This is a genomic window from Polaromonas aquatica (assembly GCF_050626995.1).
Classification (GTDB): Bacteria; Pseudomonadota; Gammaproteobacteria; order Burkholderiales; family Burkholderiaceae_C; genus Polaromonas; species Polaromonas aquatica_A.
Genome location: NZ_CP192467.1, coordinates 4,066,019 through 4,082,792, shown reverse-complemented (window position 1 = coordinate 4,082,792; position 16,774 = coordinate 4,066,019). Strand labels below are relative to the sequence as shown.

Annotated in this window: 15 protein-coding genes and 2 tRNA genes; 5 read left to right on the top strand and 12 right to left on the bottom strand. The window is 61.6% G+C overall.

The window, feature by feature from the left end; genetic code table 11:
- Nucleotides 1–46 precede the first annotated feature (46 nt).
- Both ACQ4MS_RS19560 and ACQ4MS_RS19555 read left to right on the top strand, forming a co-directional pair.
- Complete coding sequence (locus ACQ4MS_RS19560) at nucleotides 47–2,059, top strand: ABC-F family ATP-binding cassette domain-containing protein (protein ID WP_431096333.1); 2,013 nt, start codon at nucleotides 47–49, stop codon at nucleotides 2,057–2,059.
- Nucleotides 2,060–2,124: 65 nt separating this feature from the next.
- On the top strand, nucleotides 2,125–2,628 hold the full coding sequence (locus ACQ4MS_RS19555; RefSeq protein ID WP_431096331.1) for a hypothetical protein: 504 nt from the start codon (nucleotides 2,125–2,127) through the stop codon (nucleotides 2,626–2,628).
- Nucleotides 2,629–2,710: 82 nt separating this feature from the next.
- Here ACQ4MS_RS19555 and ACQ4MS_RS19550 read toward each other — a convergent pair.
- From ACQ4MS_RS19550 to ACQ4MS_RS19510, 9 genes are all read right to left on the bottom strand, one after another.
- Nucleotides 2,711–2,786: transfer RNA gene (locus ACQ4MS_RS19550), tRNA-Lys, on the bottom strand.
- An 8-nt stretch (nucleotides 2,787–2,794) separates the two neighbouring features.
- A tRNA-Lys gene (locus ACQ4MS_RS19545) sits at nucleotides 2,795–2,870 on the bottom strand.
- Nucleotides 2,871–2,962: 92 nt separating this feature from the next.
- Complete coding sequence (locus ACQ4MS_RS19540; protein WP_431096330.1) at nucleotides 2,963–3,742, bottom strand: tRNA threonylcarbamoyladenosine dehydratase; 780 nt, start codon at nucleotides 3,740–3,742, stop codon at nucleotides 2,963–2,965.
- A gap of 22 nt (nucleotides 3,743–3,764) precedes the next feature.
- Nucleotides 3,765–4,880: a YeeE/YedE family protein gene (locus ACQ4MS_RS19535; protein WP_431096328.1), complete on the bottom strand. Its 1,116-nt coding sequence runs from the start codon at nucleotides 4,878–4,880 to the stop codon at nucleotides 3,765–3,767.
- Between the two features lie 77 nt (nucleotides 4,881–4,957).
- Nucleotides 4,958–5,719 carry a tol-pal system protein YbgF gene (ybgF, locus tag ACQ4MS_RS19530; protein WP_431096326.1) on the bottom strand — a complete coding sequence of 254 codons (762 nt, stop codon included), beginning with the start codon at nucleotides 5,717–5,719 and terminating at the stop codon, nucleotides 4,958–4,960.
- Between the two features lie 14 nt (nucleotides 5,720–5,733).
- A complete protein-coding gene (gene pal / locus ACQ4MS_RS19525) occupies nucleotides 5,734–6,267 on the bottom strand; it encodes a peptidoglycan-associated lipoprotein Pal (protein WP_431096324.1) in 534 nt (177 codons plus the stop codon).
- Between the two features lie 65 nt (nucleotides 6,268–6,332).
- On the bottom strand, nucleotides 6,333–7,619 hold the full coding sequence (tolB, locus tag ACQ4MS_RS19520; protein ID WP_431096323.1) for a Tol-Pal system beta propeller repeat protein TolB: 1,287 nt from the start codon (nucleotides 7,617–7,619) through the stop codon (nucleotides 6,333–6,335).
- A gap of 13 nt (nucleotides 7,620–7,632) precedes the next feature.
- Nucleotides 7,633–8,475 (bottom strand): glycosyltransferase family 2 protein, encoded by an 843-nt coding sequence (locus tag ACQ4MS_RS19515; RefSeq protein WP_431096322.1) that lies wholly within the window; start codon nucleotides 8,473–8,475, stop codon nucleotides 7,633–7,635.
- 14 nt (nucleotides 8,476–8,489) lie between these two features.
- On the bottom strand, nucleotides 8,490–9,245 hold the full coding sequence (locus ACQ4MS_RS19510; protein ID WP_431096321.1) for a glycosyltransferase family 2 protein: 756 nt from the start codon (nucleotides 9,243–9,245) through the stop codon (nucleotides 8,490–8,492).
- 96 nt (nucleotides 9,246–9,341) lie between these two features.
- Between ACQ4MS_RS19510 and ACQ4MS_RS19505 the strand changes: the two genes are divergently transcribed.
- The 3 genes from ACQ4MS_RS19505 to ACQ4MS_RS19495 are packed head-to-tail and all read left to right on the top strand — an operon-like array spanning nucleotide 9,342 to nucleotide 13,310.
- Nucleotides 9,342–10,652 carry an O-antigen ligase family protein gene (locus ACQ4MS_RS19505; protein WP_431096320.1) on the top strand — a complete coding sequence of 437 codons (1,311 nt, stop codon included), beginning with the start codon at nucleotides 9,342–9,344 and terminating at the stop codon, nucleotides 10,650–10,652.
- A gap of 26 nt (nucleotides 10,653–10,678) precedes the next feature.
- A complete protein-coding gene (gene msbA, locus ACQ4MS_RS19500) occupies nucleotides 10,679–12,421 on the top strand; it encodes a lipid A export permease/ATP-binding protein MsbA (protein ID WP_431099630.1) in 1,743 nt (580 codons plus the stop codon).
- A 16-nt stretch (nucleotides 12,422–12,437) separates the two neighbouring features.
- Nucleotides 12,438–13,310, top strand: a complete 873-nt coding sequence (locus tag ACQ4MS_RS19495; protein WP_431096319.1) for a glycosyltransferase — start codon at nucleotides 12,438–12,440, stop codon at nucleotides 13,308–13,310.
- Between the two features lie 15 nt (nucleotides 13,311–13,325).
- Here the strand turns inward: ACQ4MS_RS19495 and ACQ4MS_RS19490 are convergent, their stop codons facing one another.
- Genes ACQ4MS_RS19490 through rng form a run of 3 tightly spaced genes read right to left on the bottom strand, consistent with a single transcriptional unit; the run spans nucleotide 13,326 to nucleotide 16,772 of the window.
- The gene (locus ACQ4MS_RS19490; protein ID WP_431096318.1) at nucleotides 13,326–14,516 is read right to left on the bottom strand and encodes a glycosyltransferase family 4 protein; all 1,191 of its coding nucleotides are present in this window, start codon (nucleotides 14,514–14,516) and stop codon (nucleotides 13,326–13,328) included.
- Nucleotides 14,513–15,256: a polysaccharide deacetylase family protein gene (locus tag ACQ4MS_RS19485; RefSeq protein WP_431096316.1), complete on the bottom strand. Its 744-nt coding sequence runs from the start codon at nucleotides 15,254–15,256 to the stop codon at nucleotides 14,513–14,515. The genes ACQ4MS_RS19490 and ACQ4MS_RS19485 overlap by 4 nt, the downstream gene beginning before the upstream one ends.
- Before the next feature lie 13 nt (nucleotides 15,257–15,269).
- Complete coding sequence (gene rng, locus ACQ4MS_RS19480; RefSeq protein ID WP_431096315.1) at nucleotides 15,270–16,772, bottom strand: ribonuclease G; 1,503 nt, start codon at nucleotides 16,770–16,772, stop codon at nucleotides 15,270–15,272.
- Nucleotides 16,773–16,774 lie beyond the last annotated feature (2 nt).

The window sequence follows — 16,774 nt, the reverse complement described above, 5'->3', positions numbered from 1 at the left end:
TGTACCGCTCCCGCCGCCCGACTACTTTTCCTGAAGCTTTTATTCAATGATTACCCTTAAAAACGTCGTGCTGCGCCGCGGCGCCAAAGTGATTCTGGACAGCGCGTCTGTCACCCTCAACCCTGGCGAGAACGTCGGCCTGGTGGGACGCAACGGTGCGGGCAAGTCCTCGCTGTTTGCCATGCTCAACGGCACACTGCATGAGGACGGCGGCGAGTTCTCGATTCCCACCCAGTGGCGCATGGCGCAGGTGGCGCAGGACATGCCGGAAACCGAGCAAAGCGCTACCGACTATGTAATCGAGGGCGATGTGGTGCTGATGGCTGCGCAAGCCGAGGTGACGGCCGCCGAGGAAAGCGGTGACGGCGACCGCATGGCGCACGCCTACATGGAACTGTACGATTCCGGTGCGCACGACTCACAGGCACGCGCGCAGGCACTGATTCTGGGCCTGGGCTTCAAGGTCAGCGAGCTGGATAACCCGGTTAACAGCTTTTCCGGCGGCTGGCGCATGCGCCTTCAGCTGGCGCGGGCGCTGATGTGCCCGTCTGATTTGCTGCTGCTGGACGAACCCACCAATCACCTGGACCTGGACGCGCTGGTCTGGCTGGAAGCCTGGCTGAAAAAATACCAGGGCACCATGCTGGTCATCAGCCATGACCGCGAATTCCTCGACGCTGTGACCGACGTGACGGTGCACATCGAAAGCGCCAAGCTGACCCGTTACGGCGGCAACTACAGCAAGTTCGAAGATCTGCGCTCCGAGCAGATGGCGCTGCAGCAAACCGCGTTTGCCAAGCAGCAGGACAAGATCGCGCACCTGCAGAAGTTCATTGCGCGCTTCAAGGCCAAGGCCAGCAAGGCCAAGCAGGCGCAAAGCCGCGTGAAGGCGCTGGACCGCATGGAGAAAATCGCGCCGCTGCTGGCGGAAGCCGACTTCACCTTCGAATTCAAGGAACCGGCCAACCTGCCCAATCCCATGCTGTCGATGCAGAACGCCTACTTCGGATATCCCGCCCCCGAAGACGCGCCAGCCGGCACACCGCCCACCGTCATTGTTCAAAACGTCAGCAAGTCGGTGCTGGCCGGCCAGCGCATCGGCATTCTGGGCGCCAACGGCCAGGGCAAATCGACGCTGGTGAAAACCGTGGCCCGCGCACTGACGCCCATCGAAGGCGAGATGATTGAAGGCAAGGGCCTGAACATCGGCTACTTCGCCCAGCAAGAGCTGGACGTGCTGCGCCCCGCCGACAACCCGCTGGAGCACATGATCCGCCTGGTCAAGGAAGTCACGGCCGCCGGCAAGATGGGCAACCAGCCCACGCGTGAGCAGGACTTGCGCAGCTTCCTGGGCAATTTCAATTTCGGCGGCGACATGGTCAAGCAGGCCGTGGGCAGCATGAGCGGCGGCGAAAAAGCCCGTCTGGTGCTGTGCATGATCGTCTGGCAGCGCCCCAACCTGCTGCTGCTCGATGAGCCGACCAACCACCTGGACCTGGCCACTCGCGAGGCACTGTCGATGGCGCTTAACGAATTTGAAGGCACCGTGATGCTGGTCAGCCATGATCGCGCCTTGCTGCGCGCCGTCTGCGACGAGTTCTGGATGGTGTCGCAAGGGGGCGTCGCGCCCTTTGACGGGGACCTGGACGATTACCAGAAATACCTGCTCGACCACGCCAAGCGCCAGCGCGAGGAAGCCAGGAAAACGGGCGGCGCCGTTCCGGCCACTGCGGCCAAGTCCGCTGTGCCGGTTGCGGCAACCGAAGAAAAGAAACCCCTGCCGCGCGAAACGCCAGAACAGCGCAAGCTCGACGCACAACGCCGCCAGCAGCAAGCCGAGGCGACCAAGCCGCTGCGCAAGGAAATCGAAAAAATTGACCTGCGGATGAAGGCGCTGACGACTGAACGTGACAGCCTGCAGGGCCTGTTGACTACCACCACCGCGCCAGCGGAGATCGCCCAGACCGGCAAGCGCCTCAAAGTGATCGAAGGTGAAATAGACATGCTGGAAGAACGGTGGCTCGAGCTGACCGAACAGATCGAGACCACTGCGGTGTAAAGTGATGAAAGCCCCTCGGCAGCAATCACGCCGTCAGGGGAGTTTGTTCTGAAAGGGGTCGATCGATGCCTTCCGCCTTGCACATGGCCGCGGACAACGCGGCACTTGAGGCCGCCGTCCAACGCAGCCGCAAACTGCTGAACAAACGCGCCATGGTGGCGGCGGCAGCCAGCGCTGTGCCGGTGCCCGGACTTGACTGGGCAGTGGACGCAGCCATGCTGTCCCGTCTCATCCCCGAAATCAACAGGGAATTCGGCCTGACGCCGCAACAGCTCGACAGGCTGGAGCCGAAGAAACGCGATCAGGTGCAAAAAGCTGTCACTTTGGTCGGTTCAGTGCTCATCGGGAAATTCATCAGCCGTGACCTTGTCATCAAGGCTGCAACAAAGATCGGCGTCCGCCTGACGGCCAAGCAGGTGGCCAAGTATGTGCCGCTGGCCGGACAGATTGCTTCTGCTGCGGTTGGCTACGCAGCAATCCGCTATCTCGGCGAGGAACACATGAAAGACTGTATCCGGGTGGCGAAGCAGGCGGAGATGGAGTTACCCTTGCTCGGCTACTCGGCTTGAACCTGCAAAGGCGCCGTTCAAAAGTTCAGTCAGCAGAACAACAAAAAAGGACCTAGCCTTGCGGCTAAGTCCTTGATGTACCTGGTGGGTTCTGACAGATTCGAACTGTCGACCTACGGATTAAGAGTCCGCTGCTCTACCAACTGAGCTAAGAACCCGGAAATTCTGGTGGGACCAGCGGGGGTCGAACCCACGACAAACGGATTAAAAGTCCGCTGCTCTACCAACTGAGCTATGGTCCCAAGAGCGCATCTTTCAATACACTCCGGTTTTTACTGCTTCGAGGGCAGCAAAGCCTTGAATTATAGCGTGGTTTTTCCGCTCTTCGCAAAACTCAAGCGGCAATTTTGTCGAGTGCCCAGCCGGCAGCGCACAGGCCGAAGGTGGACGTCACACTGACCACCGATCCGTAACCGTGGCAGTTCAGGCTACCGTCGCTTTGGGCCACAGCGGCAGGCTGCAGCACGGCCTCGCGGCTGAACACGCAGGCCACACCCATCTTGCCTTTGCGTGCGGCACCGTGCTCCTTGCGTAACCGGTAACGCAACTGCGCCAGCAAGGGATCATGCGTGACCAGGGACAGGTCGTCGATGTCCACGCGGTGTGCCAGCCGCTTGCCGCCGGCCGCGCCCACGCTGACCAGGCTCACCTTGTTGGCGATGGCCCAGGCGGCCATAGCGGTTTTGGCCTTGACCTGGTCGCAGGCGTCGATCACGGCCAGCTGCTTGCGGTCAAAGCCGCCTTCCAGACCCATGATGCCCGGCCAGTTGGCGGCATCGACAAACTCTTCAATGCCGTCCACACGGCAGCCCGGATGGATCTGCCCGATGCGTTCGCGCATGGCCTGCACCTTGGCCTGCCCCAGGGTACTGTCCAGCGCGTGGACCTGGCGGTTGATGTTGGACTCGGCGATGTGGTCGAGGTCTATGAGCGTCAGCCTGGCGACACCGCTGCGCGCCGCGGCCTCGGCCGCCCAGGAACCCACGCCGCCCAGGCCCACGACCACGATGTGCGCCTCGCGTATGCGCTGGGCGCCCGCTGCGCCGTAGAGGCGCGCCAGGCCGCCGAAGCGGCGCTCCAGGTCGGCGGGGAGTTCTTCAAGGATGGACGTCATGGGCTGTGAAAGGATGTGCGCCTCAGGCCGCGCGCTCAAGCCGCCAGATCTGGTATTTCAATCCCGCCACGCAACCCGCGAGGATGGCCGCGAGCGCCACAAAACTCGTGAGGCTCAGGGTCGAGATGCCGGACAGGCCCTGCCCCACGGTGCAGCCCATGGCGCAGACGCCGCCCACGCCCATCAGCGTGGCGCCCACCAGGTGGTTGGCGGTGTCTTCCGCGTCGCGAAAACCTTCCCAGCGGAAACTGCGCGACAGCAAGGCATAGACGGCCGAGCCGGCCACCACCCCGAATACCGACACGATGCCCAAGGTGAGCACCTTGCTCTTGTCGCTGAAGAACATCAGCCAGTCCACGGTGTAAGCCACAGGCGAGACAAAGCTCAGCGCCTCGGCCCGGCCCGAGTTGGTGGCGAGGAAAGCTTCCTGCAGTGTCTCCGGGTGTTCAGCGACGTAGCCGAGATGCCCGCTGACCCACCACATGGCCGCGATGACGCCGCCAATGCCCAGGCCGGCCAGCAGGTTGTCAAAGCGGCGGAACTCCTCGCCGAACAACGCCCAGACGATCAGGCCCAAGCCGATGAGGATGGCCAGGCCGATGCCGGCGGCGGCCGGAGTGATGCCGATAGCGCCGGCCACCCAGTTGGGCAGGCTCGCGTTGGCGGTGAAATCAAGGGCCACCTTGTCGACTGTGGCCACGCGAACCACGGCGGTGATGCCTTTGAGCGTGGCGAAAGCAGCGATGCCCATCACCGCAAACACCACGACCGACTTGAGACTGCCGCCGCCTATGCGCACCAGCGTCTTGCTGCCGCAGCCCGATGCCAGCACCATGCCGAAGCCGAACAGCGCGCCACCCACCAGGGCCGAAAGCCAGATAAAGCGGTTGGAGGCGTAAAGCGTCTTGGCAGGGTCGATGACGCCGGCCGCGGCCATGGTGAAGAAACCCAGCATGGCCACGCCTATGGCCATGCCCCACATGCGCATCCGGGTCCAGTCGCCCATGTTCACGATGTCGCTGACGGCCCCCATGGTGCAAAAGTGCGTGCGCTGGGCAATTGCGCCAAAAATCATGGCCAGAATAAAACCGGCCCAGAGAACCTGGGCCGTGAGACTGTTGAGTGCTGAGATATCCATCGCCCGATTTTAGAGGCGAATGCCTTGGGAGAATGGTTTGATACCCAGGCAGGCCGGATCGCCCGCCCGGGTGCGGCCTACTTCAGCTTGGCCAGCCGTTCCTTGGCGACAGAAGCCGCTTCGGCCTGCGGATAGGCCTTGACCAGGTCTTCCAGCGTCTTGCGGGCCGACTTGGTGTCCTTGAGTTCTACCTGGCAGTTGGCCAGCGACAGCAGCGCTTCCGGCGCGCGCATGTGGTCGGGCTCGGCCGTCACCAGCGCGCGGAAATTGGTCACCGCATCGCGGTAGTTGCGCAAGGCGTACTGCGCATTACCCAGCCAGAACAGGGACGAAGCCCGATAGCCGGTTTGCGGATAGCGCTTGAGGAAAGCCACGAAGCCGGCTTGCGCGCCCGCGAAGTCGCCCTTGCGAAGCGTGGCCAGCGCGGTTTCGAACTCCTGCTTCTCTGCGGGCTCGGCGACAAACTCCTTGCCGTCCACGTTGACCTTGCCGGGCTCGAACTTGCGCAGGCGCTCATCCACGCCCGTCGTCAGGTCCTTCTGGGTGCGCTGCATTTCGGCCACGCTGCGCGTGAGGTTCTCGTTCTGCCCTCGCATGGTGGCCAGCTCGTTGCGCAAGGCGTCGATCTGGTTGGACAAATCCAGCAGACTACGGCGCAACTGGGCGTTGTCTTCTGTGGTCCTGCGCAGCTCTTCGGCCGTGCGCGCTTGCGCCGCATCGACCTTCTGGCGCAAATCGAGGATCGCCCGGCGAGCCTCGTCGTCTTCAAACAGGCCTGCATGCGCATTGAACGCGAACAGGCCGGCGGCAAGGGCCGCGGCAATACGGAACGTCTTCACAGTCGGTATCCGGCTTAGCGGTAGTTCAGTTCAGCGCGGCGATTCTTCGCCATGGCTTCCTCATCGGAGCCGGCAACCGCCGGTTTTTCCTTGCCAAAACTCACGGCCTCGACCTGCGCATCCGACACGCCCAGCAGGCCCAGCGCGCGGCGAACGGCTTCGGCGCGGCGCTGGCCCAGGGCCAGGTTGTACTCGCGGCCGCCGCGCTCGTCGGTATGGCCTTCGATGTTCATCTTGCGGCTCTTGTTGGCGGTCAGAAACTTGGCGTGGGCCTCGATCGCACCCTGGAACTCGGGCTTGACCACATAGCTGTCGAAGTCAAAGTAGATGATCTTGGCCACGTTTGCCGGGCCCGCGAGCGATGCATCGGTTCCCTGGATCTGCACGGGTGCGACGGCGCGGCCGCTGGCCCCCGAAGGGTCGCCCTGCGTGGTCTGACCGGTGCGGTCTTCGACAGGCACGTCATTGAGCTTGACGTTGGAGCCACAGGCCGTCAGCGTGGCCGCCAGGATGAGAGAGGAGATGATGGAAAGAACGGTGCGTTTCATGGAGTACCTCTGCAAAATAAAAGAATGGGCCGGGGTTGACGATTGAAAAAAAAGACCACTTCCGATCAGCGCTGGAAGGGACCCCAGTCGGGCTCGCGAATATCGCCGCTGGCGCCGGAGAGCTTTGCCTTGATCTTGCCGTCCAGCGTGGTGGTCATCAGCGCCTCCCTGCCCTGCTGCTGGGTGGCGTAGACGATCAGGCGGCTGTTGGGTGCGAAGCTCGGGCTCTCGTCGGCCGTGGTTTCGGTGATTGGAGTGACCGTCCCGGTGGCAAGTTCCATGACGTGCAGCTTGAAGGCGCCGCCCACCCGGGAGACATAGGCCAGCCAGCGCCCGTCAGGGCTGACCGCGGGGGAAATGTTGTAGCCTCCGGTAAAGGTGACGCGCTCGGCATTGCCGCCGCCCGGACTCATGCGGTAGATCTGCGGGGCACCGCCGCGGTCGCTCACGAAGTAGATGTAGCGGCCGTCGGGCGAAAAGGCCGGCTCGGTGTCGATGCTCGATGACTGGGTCAGCCGCCTGGGTTCGCCTCCGCCAAGGCCCAGCGAATAAAGCTGCGAGCCGCCGTCGCGGCTCAGCGTCGCCACGAGCTGCTTGCCGTCCGGTGACCAGGCCGGTGCGCTGTTGGAGCCGCGGAAGTTCGCCAGCAGGCGCCGCTTGCCGCTGGCCACATCGTGCGCGTAGATCACCGGCTTGCGGGACTCGAAGGACACGTAAGCCAGTTGCGAGCCGTTGGGCGACCAGGCCGGCGAAATGATGGGCTCGGGGCTGGTCAAGGCAGACTGGGCTCCTTCGCCATCCGAGTCAGCCACCCAAAGGTTGTACTTTTGCGCAGCCTTGGTGACGTAAGCGATCCGCGTTGAAAAAACACCTTTCTCACCGGTGAGTTTTTCGTAGACAAAGTCCGAAATCCGGTGAGCGGACAGGCGCAGGTCCGCTGGCCCCACCGTGTAGCTCTGGCCACCCAGATCCTGACCACGCACGATATCCCAGAGGCGAAGACGAACGTCAAAACGGCCATCAGCCAGAGGGGACACACTACCGGTCACCATTGAATCCGCCCCTTTTTGCCGCCAGGCGGCCAGATCAGGACGGGTATTTTCATCAGCGACAAGCCCGGTGGTATCGACCGGACGAAACATGCCACTGCGCTCAAGATCGGCCCGCACGATGGCGCCGATTTTTTGCGGCGCCTGGGATTCGCCTTTGAATACAGCGACAGCGATGGGCAGCTGTGTCAAGCCAACCCCGGAGACTTCAACCCGAAATTGCGCTAGCGCTGGCAGAGGAAGTGCGCCGGCAGCCAGCATGCCAACAATGGTGCGACGGCGAAGATAGGGTGCAATGCTCATAGAAATTTTGGGATCAATGCAAGTGGGTTATTTTGATAGATGACTGTGGGTCGATTTGACGGAGCCCCTTTTCCGCAAGGGTCACTGAGGTCTTCATACGTTGCAGTACCCTTTCCTTGTTGACGGACTCATGATCGCGCTTATTTTCCTGGTGCCAAAGATGAAATACCTCCGTACCCATAAACCCATTTATGCGGCGAATACCTGTGTGACTGAGCCTCAACACAAGGTCCGCATCCTCGTGACCCCAACCTTGAAAGGTTTCGTCAAACCCATTGACGCCGACAAAATCATGTCGCCAAACGCCCAGATTGCAGCTTCGAATGCCCCGCCACTGAAAGCCCTGTTTTACCCGGAATAAACGCCATGGCCAGCGCAGGAGGTGCAATAATTTGTTGCTATCGCCCCTCAGCCAAGCTCGAATCCAGAACGATACAGGAAGGCTGGGTAAATCAATCGCGCCGCGGACTACACGTTCTGTCAGACGTTGACTAATAAGTACGCGGCTTCCATTGATAAAACACCCGGGTTCGGCAAGGCGGGTGTGCTCAGCCACGAAATGCGGCCCGGGAACACAGTCTCCATCAAGAAAAACCAGATAGTCAGCGACAGCCAGGCTGGCGCCAAGGTTGCGTGCCTGGGCGGCCGTAAAGCCCGTATCGGGATGCCAAACATGGCGAACAGGACAATTGAATGCCGGGCATTCCTTGCGGAGCATTTCGACCTCGTCTGCGCGAGACCCATCATCGGCAATGATGACCTCATGCGCCGGCCCGCATTGCTTTGCGAGCGAACGCAGAACAGCAAGCAAAGCATCTGTACGGTTGTAAGTCAGCACAATAAAGCTGACCTTCATCAAAGAGCTTTCGCTCACCTGCCTGCATCCCGCTGCAGCAGCCACAATTTCAAATAACGGTAATAGGTACCTTCGGCATTTGAAATTGCAAGCACGAGTCCCATACGTCCGTCCATAAAGCCCCGGCGCAAAAAATAGGTTCGGAAAAATGCCCATAGTCCACGGCCAACCGCCTTACCAATCGAGGATTTTTTGCCCTTGCGTAGCAGTGCTTGAGCACCGGCGCTGGAATAGCGATTGGTTTTATCAAGCACCGACTCGAGGTTTACGAAGCTTTCGTGCAACAAGGAGGATTTCAATTGACCTACCACTCCAGATACCAGCACTTTTTCGTGCACCAGATCCTCGGAGAAGTGCGCTGTATTGCGCCGAAACAGCCGGATCACTCGATCCGGATACCAGCCGGAATGCCGCATGTATTGCCCGCAATAGCTGGAAAGCCGGGGAAAGGAATAGGCATCAAATTTCGGCGCCCTAAGGGTCTCGATGATTTCGCGCTGAAGCTCAGGGGTCACCCTTTCGTCTGCGTCCAGTGACAGTACCCATTCAGAATTGGCCAATGCCAAGGCCCTGTTTTTCTGAACGCCAAATCCCTGCCAGTCCTGGTTAATACTAACCATGGCATTCATGGCACGGGCAATGGCCACAGTGGCGTCACTGCTACCTGAATCAAGAACCACAACCTCATCGGCGAAGGCTATCGAACGCAAGCAGGGCTCCATATTGGAGGCTTCGTTCTTGGTGATGATGGTGACGGACAAGCTTGCCAATGAATGCCTATTCGGAAGACTACAGGAGAATTTATCTATGAAACCGCATTGCTTCGTGGCCTGACAGCATAGCAGAGGCTCCCGTGCCTTGGCCTCGTGAACAGGCGTGGAATCATCGATAATGCGGGCTGTCCTTCAAGCGAGCCCGCAACAATTTTGCCTAACAAGATCATCAATTTCCGGCTGGCTGTAGTCTGCGTGATCGCTGCCTCGGTGGGGCTATCAATGGCGATCATCAGCATCTCCAAGCTCTTGCTGTTTCTTTGCGCATTGGCGATTCTCGTGTTCGCTGCAAGAGGCGAAAACTCCGTCGAAGGCAAGCGCTCAATCATCGCTGTATTAGTCTCTTTTGCCGCATTTGCGCTAAGTCTGATCTGGACGGTCGCGCCGCAGGCTGAAGCCTTGGGCTCGCTAGCGAAGTACGGGAAATTGCTTCTGCTGGCCCTCATCTTGATGCTTATTCGCAGCCGGATTGAAGCGATTTATGCACTCGGCGCCTTTTTGACTGCTCAACTATTCCTTCTACTCAGTTCGTGGATGCTCTTTCTGCAGATACCCCTTCCGTGGGCCACCTCAAATATGGCCCGGACGGAGTACGCCGTCTTTTCCAGTTACCTTGATCAGGGTGTCATGAGCGCTGTCTTTGCGGCGATCTGCTGGCACCTTCGGCTACTCGCTCCCGGGAGATTTGGCAAACAGATCGCTGTCTTTGTCGCTTTGATCGCTCTGTGCAATGTCTTTTTTGTTTTGAGTGGGCGTAGCGGGCATGTCGTAGCCATCGCGCTTCTCTCGCTGGCGATCATGTGGGAATTACCCAGAAAATACCGTGCTGTTGTAGTGTTTTTGCCTTTTTTGATCGCTCTGGGGTTGTTTTTCAGTTCGACGAAAGTACGGGAGCGATTGACCCTCGTTGTGAAGGAAGTCCAATCCTATTCGGCAGAAACAGTATCGACAACGTCATCTGGCTTACGCCTTGGCCTCTGGCGCAGCGCAGTTCAAATCGTGGCCCAGAATCCTCTTTCGGGTGCGGGTATCGGTAGCTGGAGCACTCAATACAACCGGCTTCAGAAGATGCAGAATCCCTCTCATGTAGATATCGCAGGTAACGGGAACCCGCACCAGGAATATCTTCAATGGGGAGTTCAACTCGGAATTCCCGGCATTATTCTTCTCGTTGCGATGATGTGCGCAATACTCTGGGACTCACTGCAGGCCGAAAAAGCCTACGCGCGCGCTACGCAATCTGCACTGACCGGCTTGGCTGTCGCCTGTTTTTTCAACTCGACGATATACGATGCGTTGATTGGTGATTTTTTCTGTGTCTGCATCGGCTTGCTGCTGGCAGCCGGGCTGAGCAGAACTCCGGAGCCGGTACTACCGGCCGAAACGCGGAGTAGTCCAGCGTGAGCACCTCACGCAAAGAATCAGGCCCTCTGGAAGCCAAGAGGTTAACGCTCTTGCGAAGGATTGCGCGCGTATGGCCCTATTTTAAAGGATCAAAGGCTGCCTGGGCTCTTGCCGTTGGGGCGACTATCGTGGCTTCAGCTACGGAGCCCTTTGTGCCGGCCATGCTCAAGCCCCTGCTGGATCGCGGCTTCCAGAAAGGTGCGCTGGACCTCTGGTTGGTGCCCCTGGCCCTGATCCTGCTGTTCGCCGTGCGCGGCATCTCCGGCTTCGTGGCGCAGTACGCCCTGGCCAAGGTCACCAACGAGGGCCTGCAGTCCCTGCGCCGGGCGATGTTCGGCAAGCTGCTGAGCGCGCGCCTGTCGCTGTTCGCAGACCAGTCTTCCAGCGCCATCGCCAACACCGTGGTTTACGAGGTGTTCAACGGCTCGTCGATGATGATCAACGCGGTCATGAAGCTGGCACGCGACGTCCTCACGCTGGCGGCCCTGGTGGCCTACCTGCTGTTCCTCAACTGGAAGCTGATGCTGATCGTCTCCCTGCTGTTCCCGGCAGTCGCGCTGGTGATCCAGCTGCTGACGCGGCGGCTGTACCGCCTGACCCGCGAAAGCCAGGTCGCCACCGACAACCTGGCCTACGTCGTCGAAGAAAACGTGCTGGCCCACCGCGACGTGCGCCTGCACGGCGCGCAGGCCGGCCAGGCTTCCCGATTCGAGGCGCTGAGCAACACGCTGCGCCGGCTGTCCATCAAATCCACCGTCGCCTATGCCGGCATGAGCGCCATCACCCAAGTGCTGGCCGCCATGGCCCTGTCGGCCGTCATCTCCATCGCCCTGCTCCAGGGATCTGAAAACACCACCACGGTGGGCGGCTTCGTGGCCTTCGTGACGGCCATGCTGCTGCTGATAGCGCCCATCAAAAGCCTCTCCGACGGCGCCACGCCTATCACGCGCGGACTGGCGGCGCTCGAGCGCGGGCTGGACCTGGTCGACCTCATCGAGGATGAAAGCAGCGGTAGCTTCAGCAAGGCCAGGGTGGCCGGCGACATCGAGTTTTCCGGCGTCAGCGTGGTCTACAAGCCGGACGCACCGCCGGCGCTGGACGGCATCGGCCTATCGATACGTGCCGGCGAAACCGTGGCCCTGGTCGGTTCTTCTGGCTCTGGCAAAACCACGCTGGCCAGCCTGCTGCCGCGCTTTGTCGATTACAGCGCCGGCAGCATACAGGTGGACGGCACCGAACTGCGGGACTGGGACCTTGCGTCGTTGCGTTCGCAGTTCGCTTTTGTAAGCCAGCACGTCGTCATGTTCAACAACAGCATGGCCTTCAACGTCGCGCTGGGCCAGTCCTTCGACAGGGATAAAGTCATGCGCTGTCTGGCCGCCGCCAACCTGGGCCAGCTGCTCGAGGAGCTGCCGCAAGGCATGGACACCGTGCTCGGCCACAACGCCATGCAGCTGTCCGGCGGCCAGCGCCAGCGGCTGGCGATTGCCCGGGCACTGTACAAGGATGCCCCGGTGCTCATCCTCGACGAGGCCACCTCGGCCCTGGACACGGAGTCCGAAAAAGCCGTGCAGGAAGCCATACAGCGGCTGGCCGCGGGCCGCACCTCGCTGATCATCGCCCACCGGCTGTCCACCATCCAACACGCCGACCGCATCATCATGATGAACGCCGGCCGCATCGTCGAGCAGGGAAGCCATGCGGCGCTGCTCCAGAACAACGGCGCTTACGCCCACCTTTACCGCCTGGGCTTCCAGGGCGCGACCTAGATAACGGAATTGATCGATGCCAGTCTCCATCAGCGGTTTTACCTTTATTCGCAACGGCGTGGGCCTGGGCTTTCCGTTTGAGGCTTCCATCCGTTCCCTGCTGCCCCTGGTCGATGAGTTCGTCGTGGCCGTGGGCAAGGGTGAAGACGACACGCTGGAGCGCGTCAAGGCCATCAACGACCCGAAGATCCGCATCATCGAAACCCTGTGGAACGAGCGCATGGCCGACCGCGGCTTTGTCTATGCCCAGCAAAAAATGATCGCGCAGTATTCATGCACCGGCGATTGGGCCTTTTACCTCGAAGGCGATGAGGTCGTGCACGAGGGCGAACTGGCCGCCATACGCGCCAGCGTCGAGCGCCACCACCACAACCCGGCCGTCGAGGCACTGGTCTTTGACTACCTGCATTTTTACGGCTCGCCCGACTGGATCTCCATCAGCCCCGGCTGGTACCGCCGCGAATGCCGGCTGATCCGCAACACCATACGCAGCTACGCGCCCGACGGCCAGTACTGGCTGGTCACCACCCGGCACAAACGCGGCCGCAACCCGCAAGCCGCGCTGGCCAGCGCGCACATCTACCACTATGGCTGGATACGCCGCAACGAGGAAATGCAGAAGAAGCTGGACCAGGTTAGCAAGTACTGGGGCGAAGCCCAGGCCGCGCAGATCACCTACAGCCAGTTCGACCGCCGCGCCCTCGCGCCCTTCACCGGCACGCACCCCGAGGCGGTACGGCAATGGCTGGCCACCGAGGCCGAGCCCGTGCTGAACATAGATCCGGCCTACAAGCCCACGCCCAAGGAAAACAAGTACCACTTCATGCGGCAGGTGGAGACGCTGACCGGCCTGGACTTCAGCCGCAAGCACTTCAAACTGGTGGCCTGAAGCCGACGAGGCGTTTCAGGGATTCGCGTTCTTTGCCGCGACGGCAGAAAAGTACAACGCTTCCTGCCGCAGCGCGATTTCTCGCCACTGGTAGTGCGCGGCAAAGGCCGCGGCGCCCCCTGACAGCGTTTCCCGCAGCTCCGGCCGGCCCAGCAAATCCCCCAGCACCCGCGCCAGTTCGCCCGCATCCCGCGGGTCGTCCAGCAACAGCGCGTTGGCACCCTGCCCCAGCAGCCCGGCAATGCCGCAGTACTTCGGCCCGCTGACCACCACCGGCAGGCCGTGGGCCATGGCCTCCAGCACCACCATCGCAAAAGTATCTTCGAAAGTGGGATGCACCAGGATGTCGGCGGCTTCGTAGGCCGGGCTGACGTCCTTGAGCGCACCCAGGAAAAACACCCTGTCACCCAGCTTGAGCGTGCCGGCCACAGCGCGGAACTCGGCAATATGGGCCGGGTTGCCCACCACAGCCAGCACCACGTCACCCGGCAGTTGGGTCATGGCCTGCAACAAAGCCTGCAGGCCCTTCTTGCGGTAATCGTTTCCGACAAACAGCAGGCAAGTGCCTTGCGCCGGCAAGCCCAACCCCGCCCTCGCTTCATGTTTGCGCTCGCTGCTCACCGGCAGGCCGGGCAAGTTGATGCCTGGCGTGATAACAGAAATCGCGTCGCGGCAAGCCGGGTAAGCGGCCTCCATGATCGGCCGCAGGCTCTCCGATGTCACCACAACCTGCCTGCCTGGGCGTTTTGCATAACGCGCACGCTCCAGGCCAAGGTAGGCCAGCAGGCGCGGGCTGGTCACGACCTTGATCCAGCGCAGGACACGGCGCAGGCCATGGCGCCCCTGGAACAGGCTGTATTTGACCGGCAGCACGTGAACCGTCTGCACCTCGCCATGCCAGGTGTTCTCATGCGAATGCACGATATCGAAGCCGCTGCGCGTCGCCCACCAGGTGGCCGTCGCGAACCATAGTTGATTGACCCAGCGCGGCTTGCGCAGCGGGGCCGAAACCTTGTGATAAACCACGCCCGGCCACTGGTGGTCGATCTGTTGCGCGAACACATGCACCTCGTGCCGGGCCGCGAGCTGCTCGACCAGCGCGATGGAATAACGCTCCGCGCCACCGCCGGTCGGCGAGAAAGTCCGGTTGAAAACGGCGATGCGGAGTTTCCGGGGCGGCGTAGCCAAAGGCGTGGGCTGGCTCATTTTTTCCGGCGATCTTCGTAGGCCGTGGCGACCTTCAGCCAGAACACCGGCAAGGCGGTCGAACGCAGCACCGGCACCCGCGGCAGCCGCAGCAGGTCCATGCCCTCATGGCAGCGGCTGCGCTGGGTGGTGGTGGCGGTGGCGAAACCCAGCGTCCTTGCCATCTCGACATGCCGATCCTCGAAATGGCCGTAGGGATAGCAGAAATGCGCCACAGGCCCGCCCGTGACGGATTCCAGCCCGGTTTTACCCCGCACCATTTCCTCGACGCAGCCTGGCTCGTCGGTTTCCTGCAGGTTGGCGTGGCTGTGCGTATGTGAACCTATCTCCTGCCCGCCCGCCACCCATTGGCGGATTTCGCCCGCGTCCATCAGCGGCGTCTGCGGGATGCCGATGCCCTGATCCCACAGGTTGGTTTTCCCGAGCAAGCCGCTGACTGCATAGCAGGTCGACGAGAAGCCCTGTTTCACCAGCACCGGCAAAGCATGGGTGAGGTTGTTCCGGTAGCCGTCGTCAAAGGTGATGCCAACCACCTTGCCGCTGCGCTCGCCGCGCAGGTAGGGCATCAGGCTGCTCATGGAAAGGCCGGTGTAGCCCAGGCGCCTGAGCCAGGCCATCTGCCGCGCGAAAGCCGTGGGCGACACGTAGAGCCCGCGGAACGGGCTTTCGCCCTTGGGCGGGGCCTCGGCGATCTGGTGGTAGACCAGGATGGGAATGGGTTGGCGGTTCAGGGTTGGCATGGACTGGAAAGGTCTACAGCAGCACGATGTCGTATTGCTCCTGCGCCATGGCGGCTTCGGCCTGCAGGGAAATCGGCTTGCGGATGAAATCGCTGAGGCTGGCCAGGTGCTGGCTTTCCTCGTCGAGAAAGAGTTCTATCACCTTGGGCGAGGCCACCACCCGGAATTCGCGCGGGTTGAACTGGCGCGCCTCGCGCAGGATTTCGCGCAGGATGTCGTAGGTCACGCTGCGCGCGGTCTTGACCACGCCCTTGCCCATGCAGGCGCTGCAGGGTTCGCAGAGCTGGTGGGCCAGCGATTCGCGCGTGCGCTTGCGTGTCATTTCCAGCAGGCCCAGCGCGGAAAAACCGTTGACTGTGGTCTTGATGCGGTCACGCGCCAGCTGTTTCTGGAATTCGGCCAGCACCGCCTCGCGGTGGTTTTCCTTGAGCATGTCGATGAAGTCGACGATCACGATGCCGCCCAGGTTGCGCAGGCGCAGCTGGCGCGCGATGGCCTGCGAGGCCTCCAGGTTAGTCTTGAAGATGGTGTCATCGAAATTGCGCGCACCGACAAAACCGCCGGTGTTCACGTCCACCGTGGTCAGCGCCTCGGTCTGGTCGATGATCAGGTAGCCGCCCGATTTCAAGTCCACGCGCCGGCCCAGGGCCTTGGCGATCTCCTCATCGATGTTGAAGAGGTCGAAGATGGGCCGCTCGCCGCCGTAGTGCTGCAGCTTCTGCACGGTGGCCGGCATGAACTCCGCGGCAAAGGCCTTGAGCTTTTCGAACTGCTCGCGCGAATCTATGCGTATGGTCTGCGTGCCCTCCACCACCAGGTCGCGCAGCACGCGCTGCAGCAGGTTCAGGTCCTGGTGCAGCACCGAGGCCGGCGGCAGGCGCAGCGAGGCGTCCTTGATGCGTGCCCAGGTCTTGCGCAGGTAGGTGATGTCCTCGGCCAGCTCGGCATCCGTCGCGTCCTCGCCGTTGGTACGCAGGATGAAACCGCCGCCCATGTCACCGGTCAAGGCCTGCACGCGCTGGCGCAGCTCCTCGCGCTGCGGGGGCGGTATTTTCTGCGAGACGCCGATGTGGTTGTCCTGCGGCAGGAAGACCAGCAGGCGACCCGCGATGCTGATCTGCGCCGTCAGGCGCGCGCCCTTGGTGCCGATAGGGTCCTTGAGGACCTGCACCATCACCGCCTGGCCTTCGAACAGCTGTTTTTCAATCGGCTGCAGCGAAGCCATGGCCGGCGCCGTGAGGCCACCCGCGGCGGCCTGGGCGTCACTGTCGGCATGCCGGCTGCTAATGCTGCTCATCAAATCGGCCACGTGCAGGAAAGCCGCGCGGTCCAGACCGATGTCGATAAAGGCCGACTGCATGCCGGGCAGCACCCGCGCCACCTTGCCTAGGTAGACATTGCCGACCAGGCCGCGTTCCAGCGTGCGTTCGACATGAAGCTCCTGCACCGCGCCGTGCTCAACCACCGCCACCCGGGTTTCCTGCGGCGACCAGTTGATCAGGATGTCTTGTTGCATGG

Bases quoted from the DNA above. Each gene is read 5' to 3' on its own strand.
- ACQ4MS_RS19560 (WP_431096333.1), top strand. From the start codon at position 47: ATGATTACCCTTAAAAACGTCGTGCTGCGCCGCGGCGCCAAAGTGATT.
- ACQ4MS_RS19555 (WP_431096331.1), top strand. From the start codon at position 2,125: ATGCCTTCCGCCTTGCACATGGCCGCGGACAACGCGGCACTTGAGGCC.
- ACQ4MS_RS19540 (WP_431096330.1), bottom strand. From the start codon at position 3,742: ATGACGTCCATCCTTGAAGAACTCCCCGCCGACCTGGAGCGCCGCTTC.
- ACQ4MS_RS19535 (WP_431096328.1), bottom strand. From the start codon at position 4,880: ATGGATATCTCAGCACTCAACAGTCTCACGGCCCAGGTTCTCTGGGCC.
- pal (WP_431096324.1), bottom strand. From the start codon at position 6,267: ATGAAACGCACCGTTCTTTCCATCATCTCCTCTCTCATCCTGGCGGCC.
- tolB (WP_431096323.1), bottom strand. From the start codon at position 7,619: ATGAGCATTGCACCCTATCTTCGCCGTCGCACCATTGTTGGCATGCTG.
- ACQ4MS_RS19515 (WP_431096322.1), bottom strand. From the start codon at position 8,475: ATGAAGGTCAGCTTTATTGTGCTGACTTACAACCGTACAGATGCTTTG.
- ACQ4MS_RS19495 (WP_431096319.1), top strand. From the start codon at position 12,438: ATGCCAGTCTCCATCAGCGGTTTTACCTTTATTCGCAACGGCGTGGGC.
- ACQ4MS_RS19490 (WP_431096318.1), bottom strand. From the start codon at position 14,516: ATGAGCCAGCCCACGCCTTTGGCTACGCCGCCCCGGAAACTCCGCATC.
- ACQ4MS_RS19485 (WP_431096316.1), bottom strand. From the start codon at position 15,256: ATGCCAACCCTGAACCGCCAACCCATTCCCATCCTGGTCTACCACCAG.
- rng (WP_431096315.1), bottom strand. From the start codon at position 16,772: ATGCAACAAGACATCCTGATCAACTGGTCGCCGCAGGAAACCCGGGTG.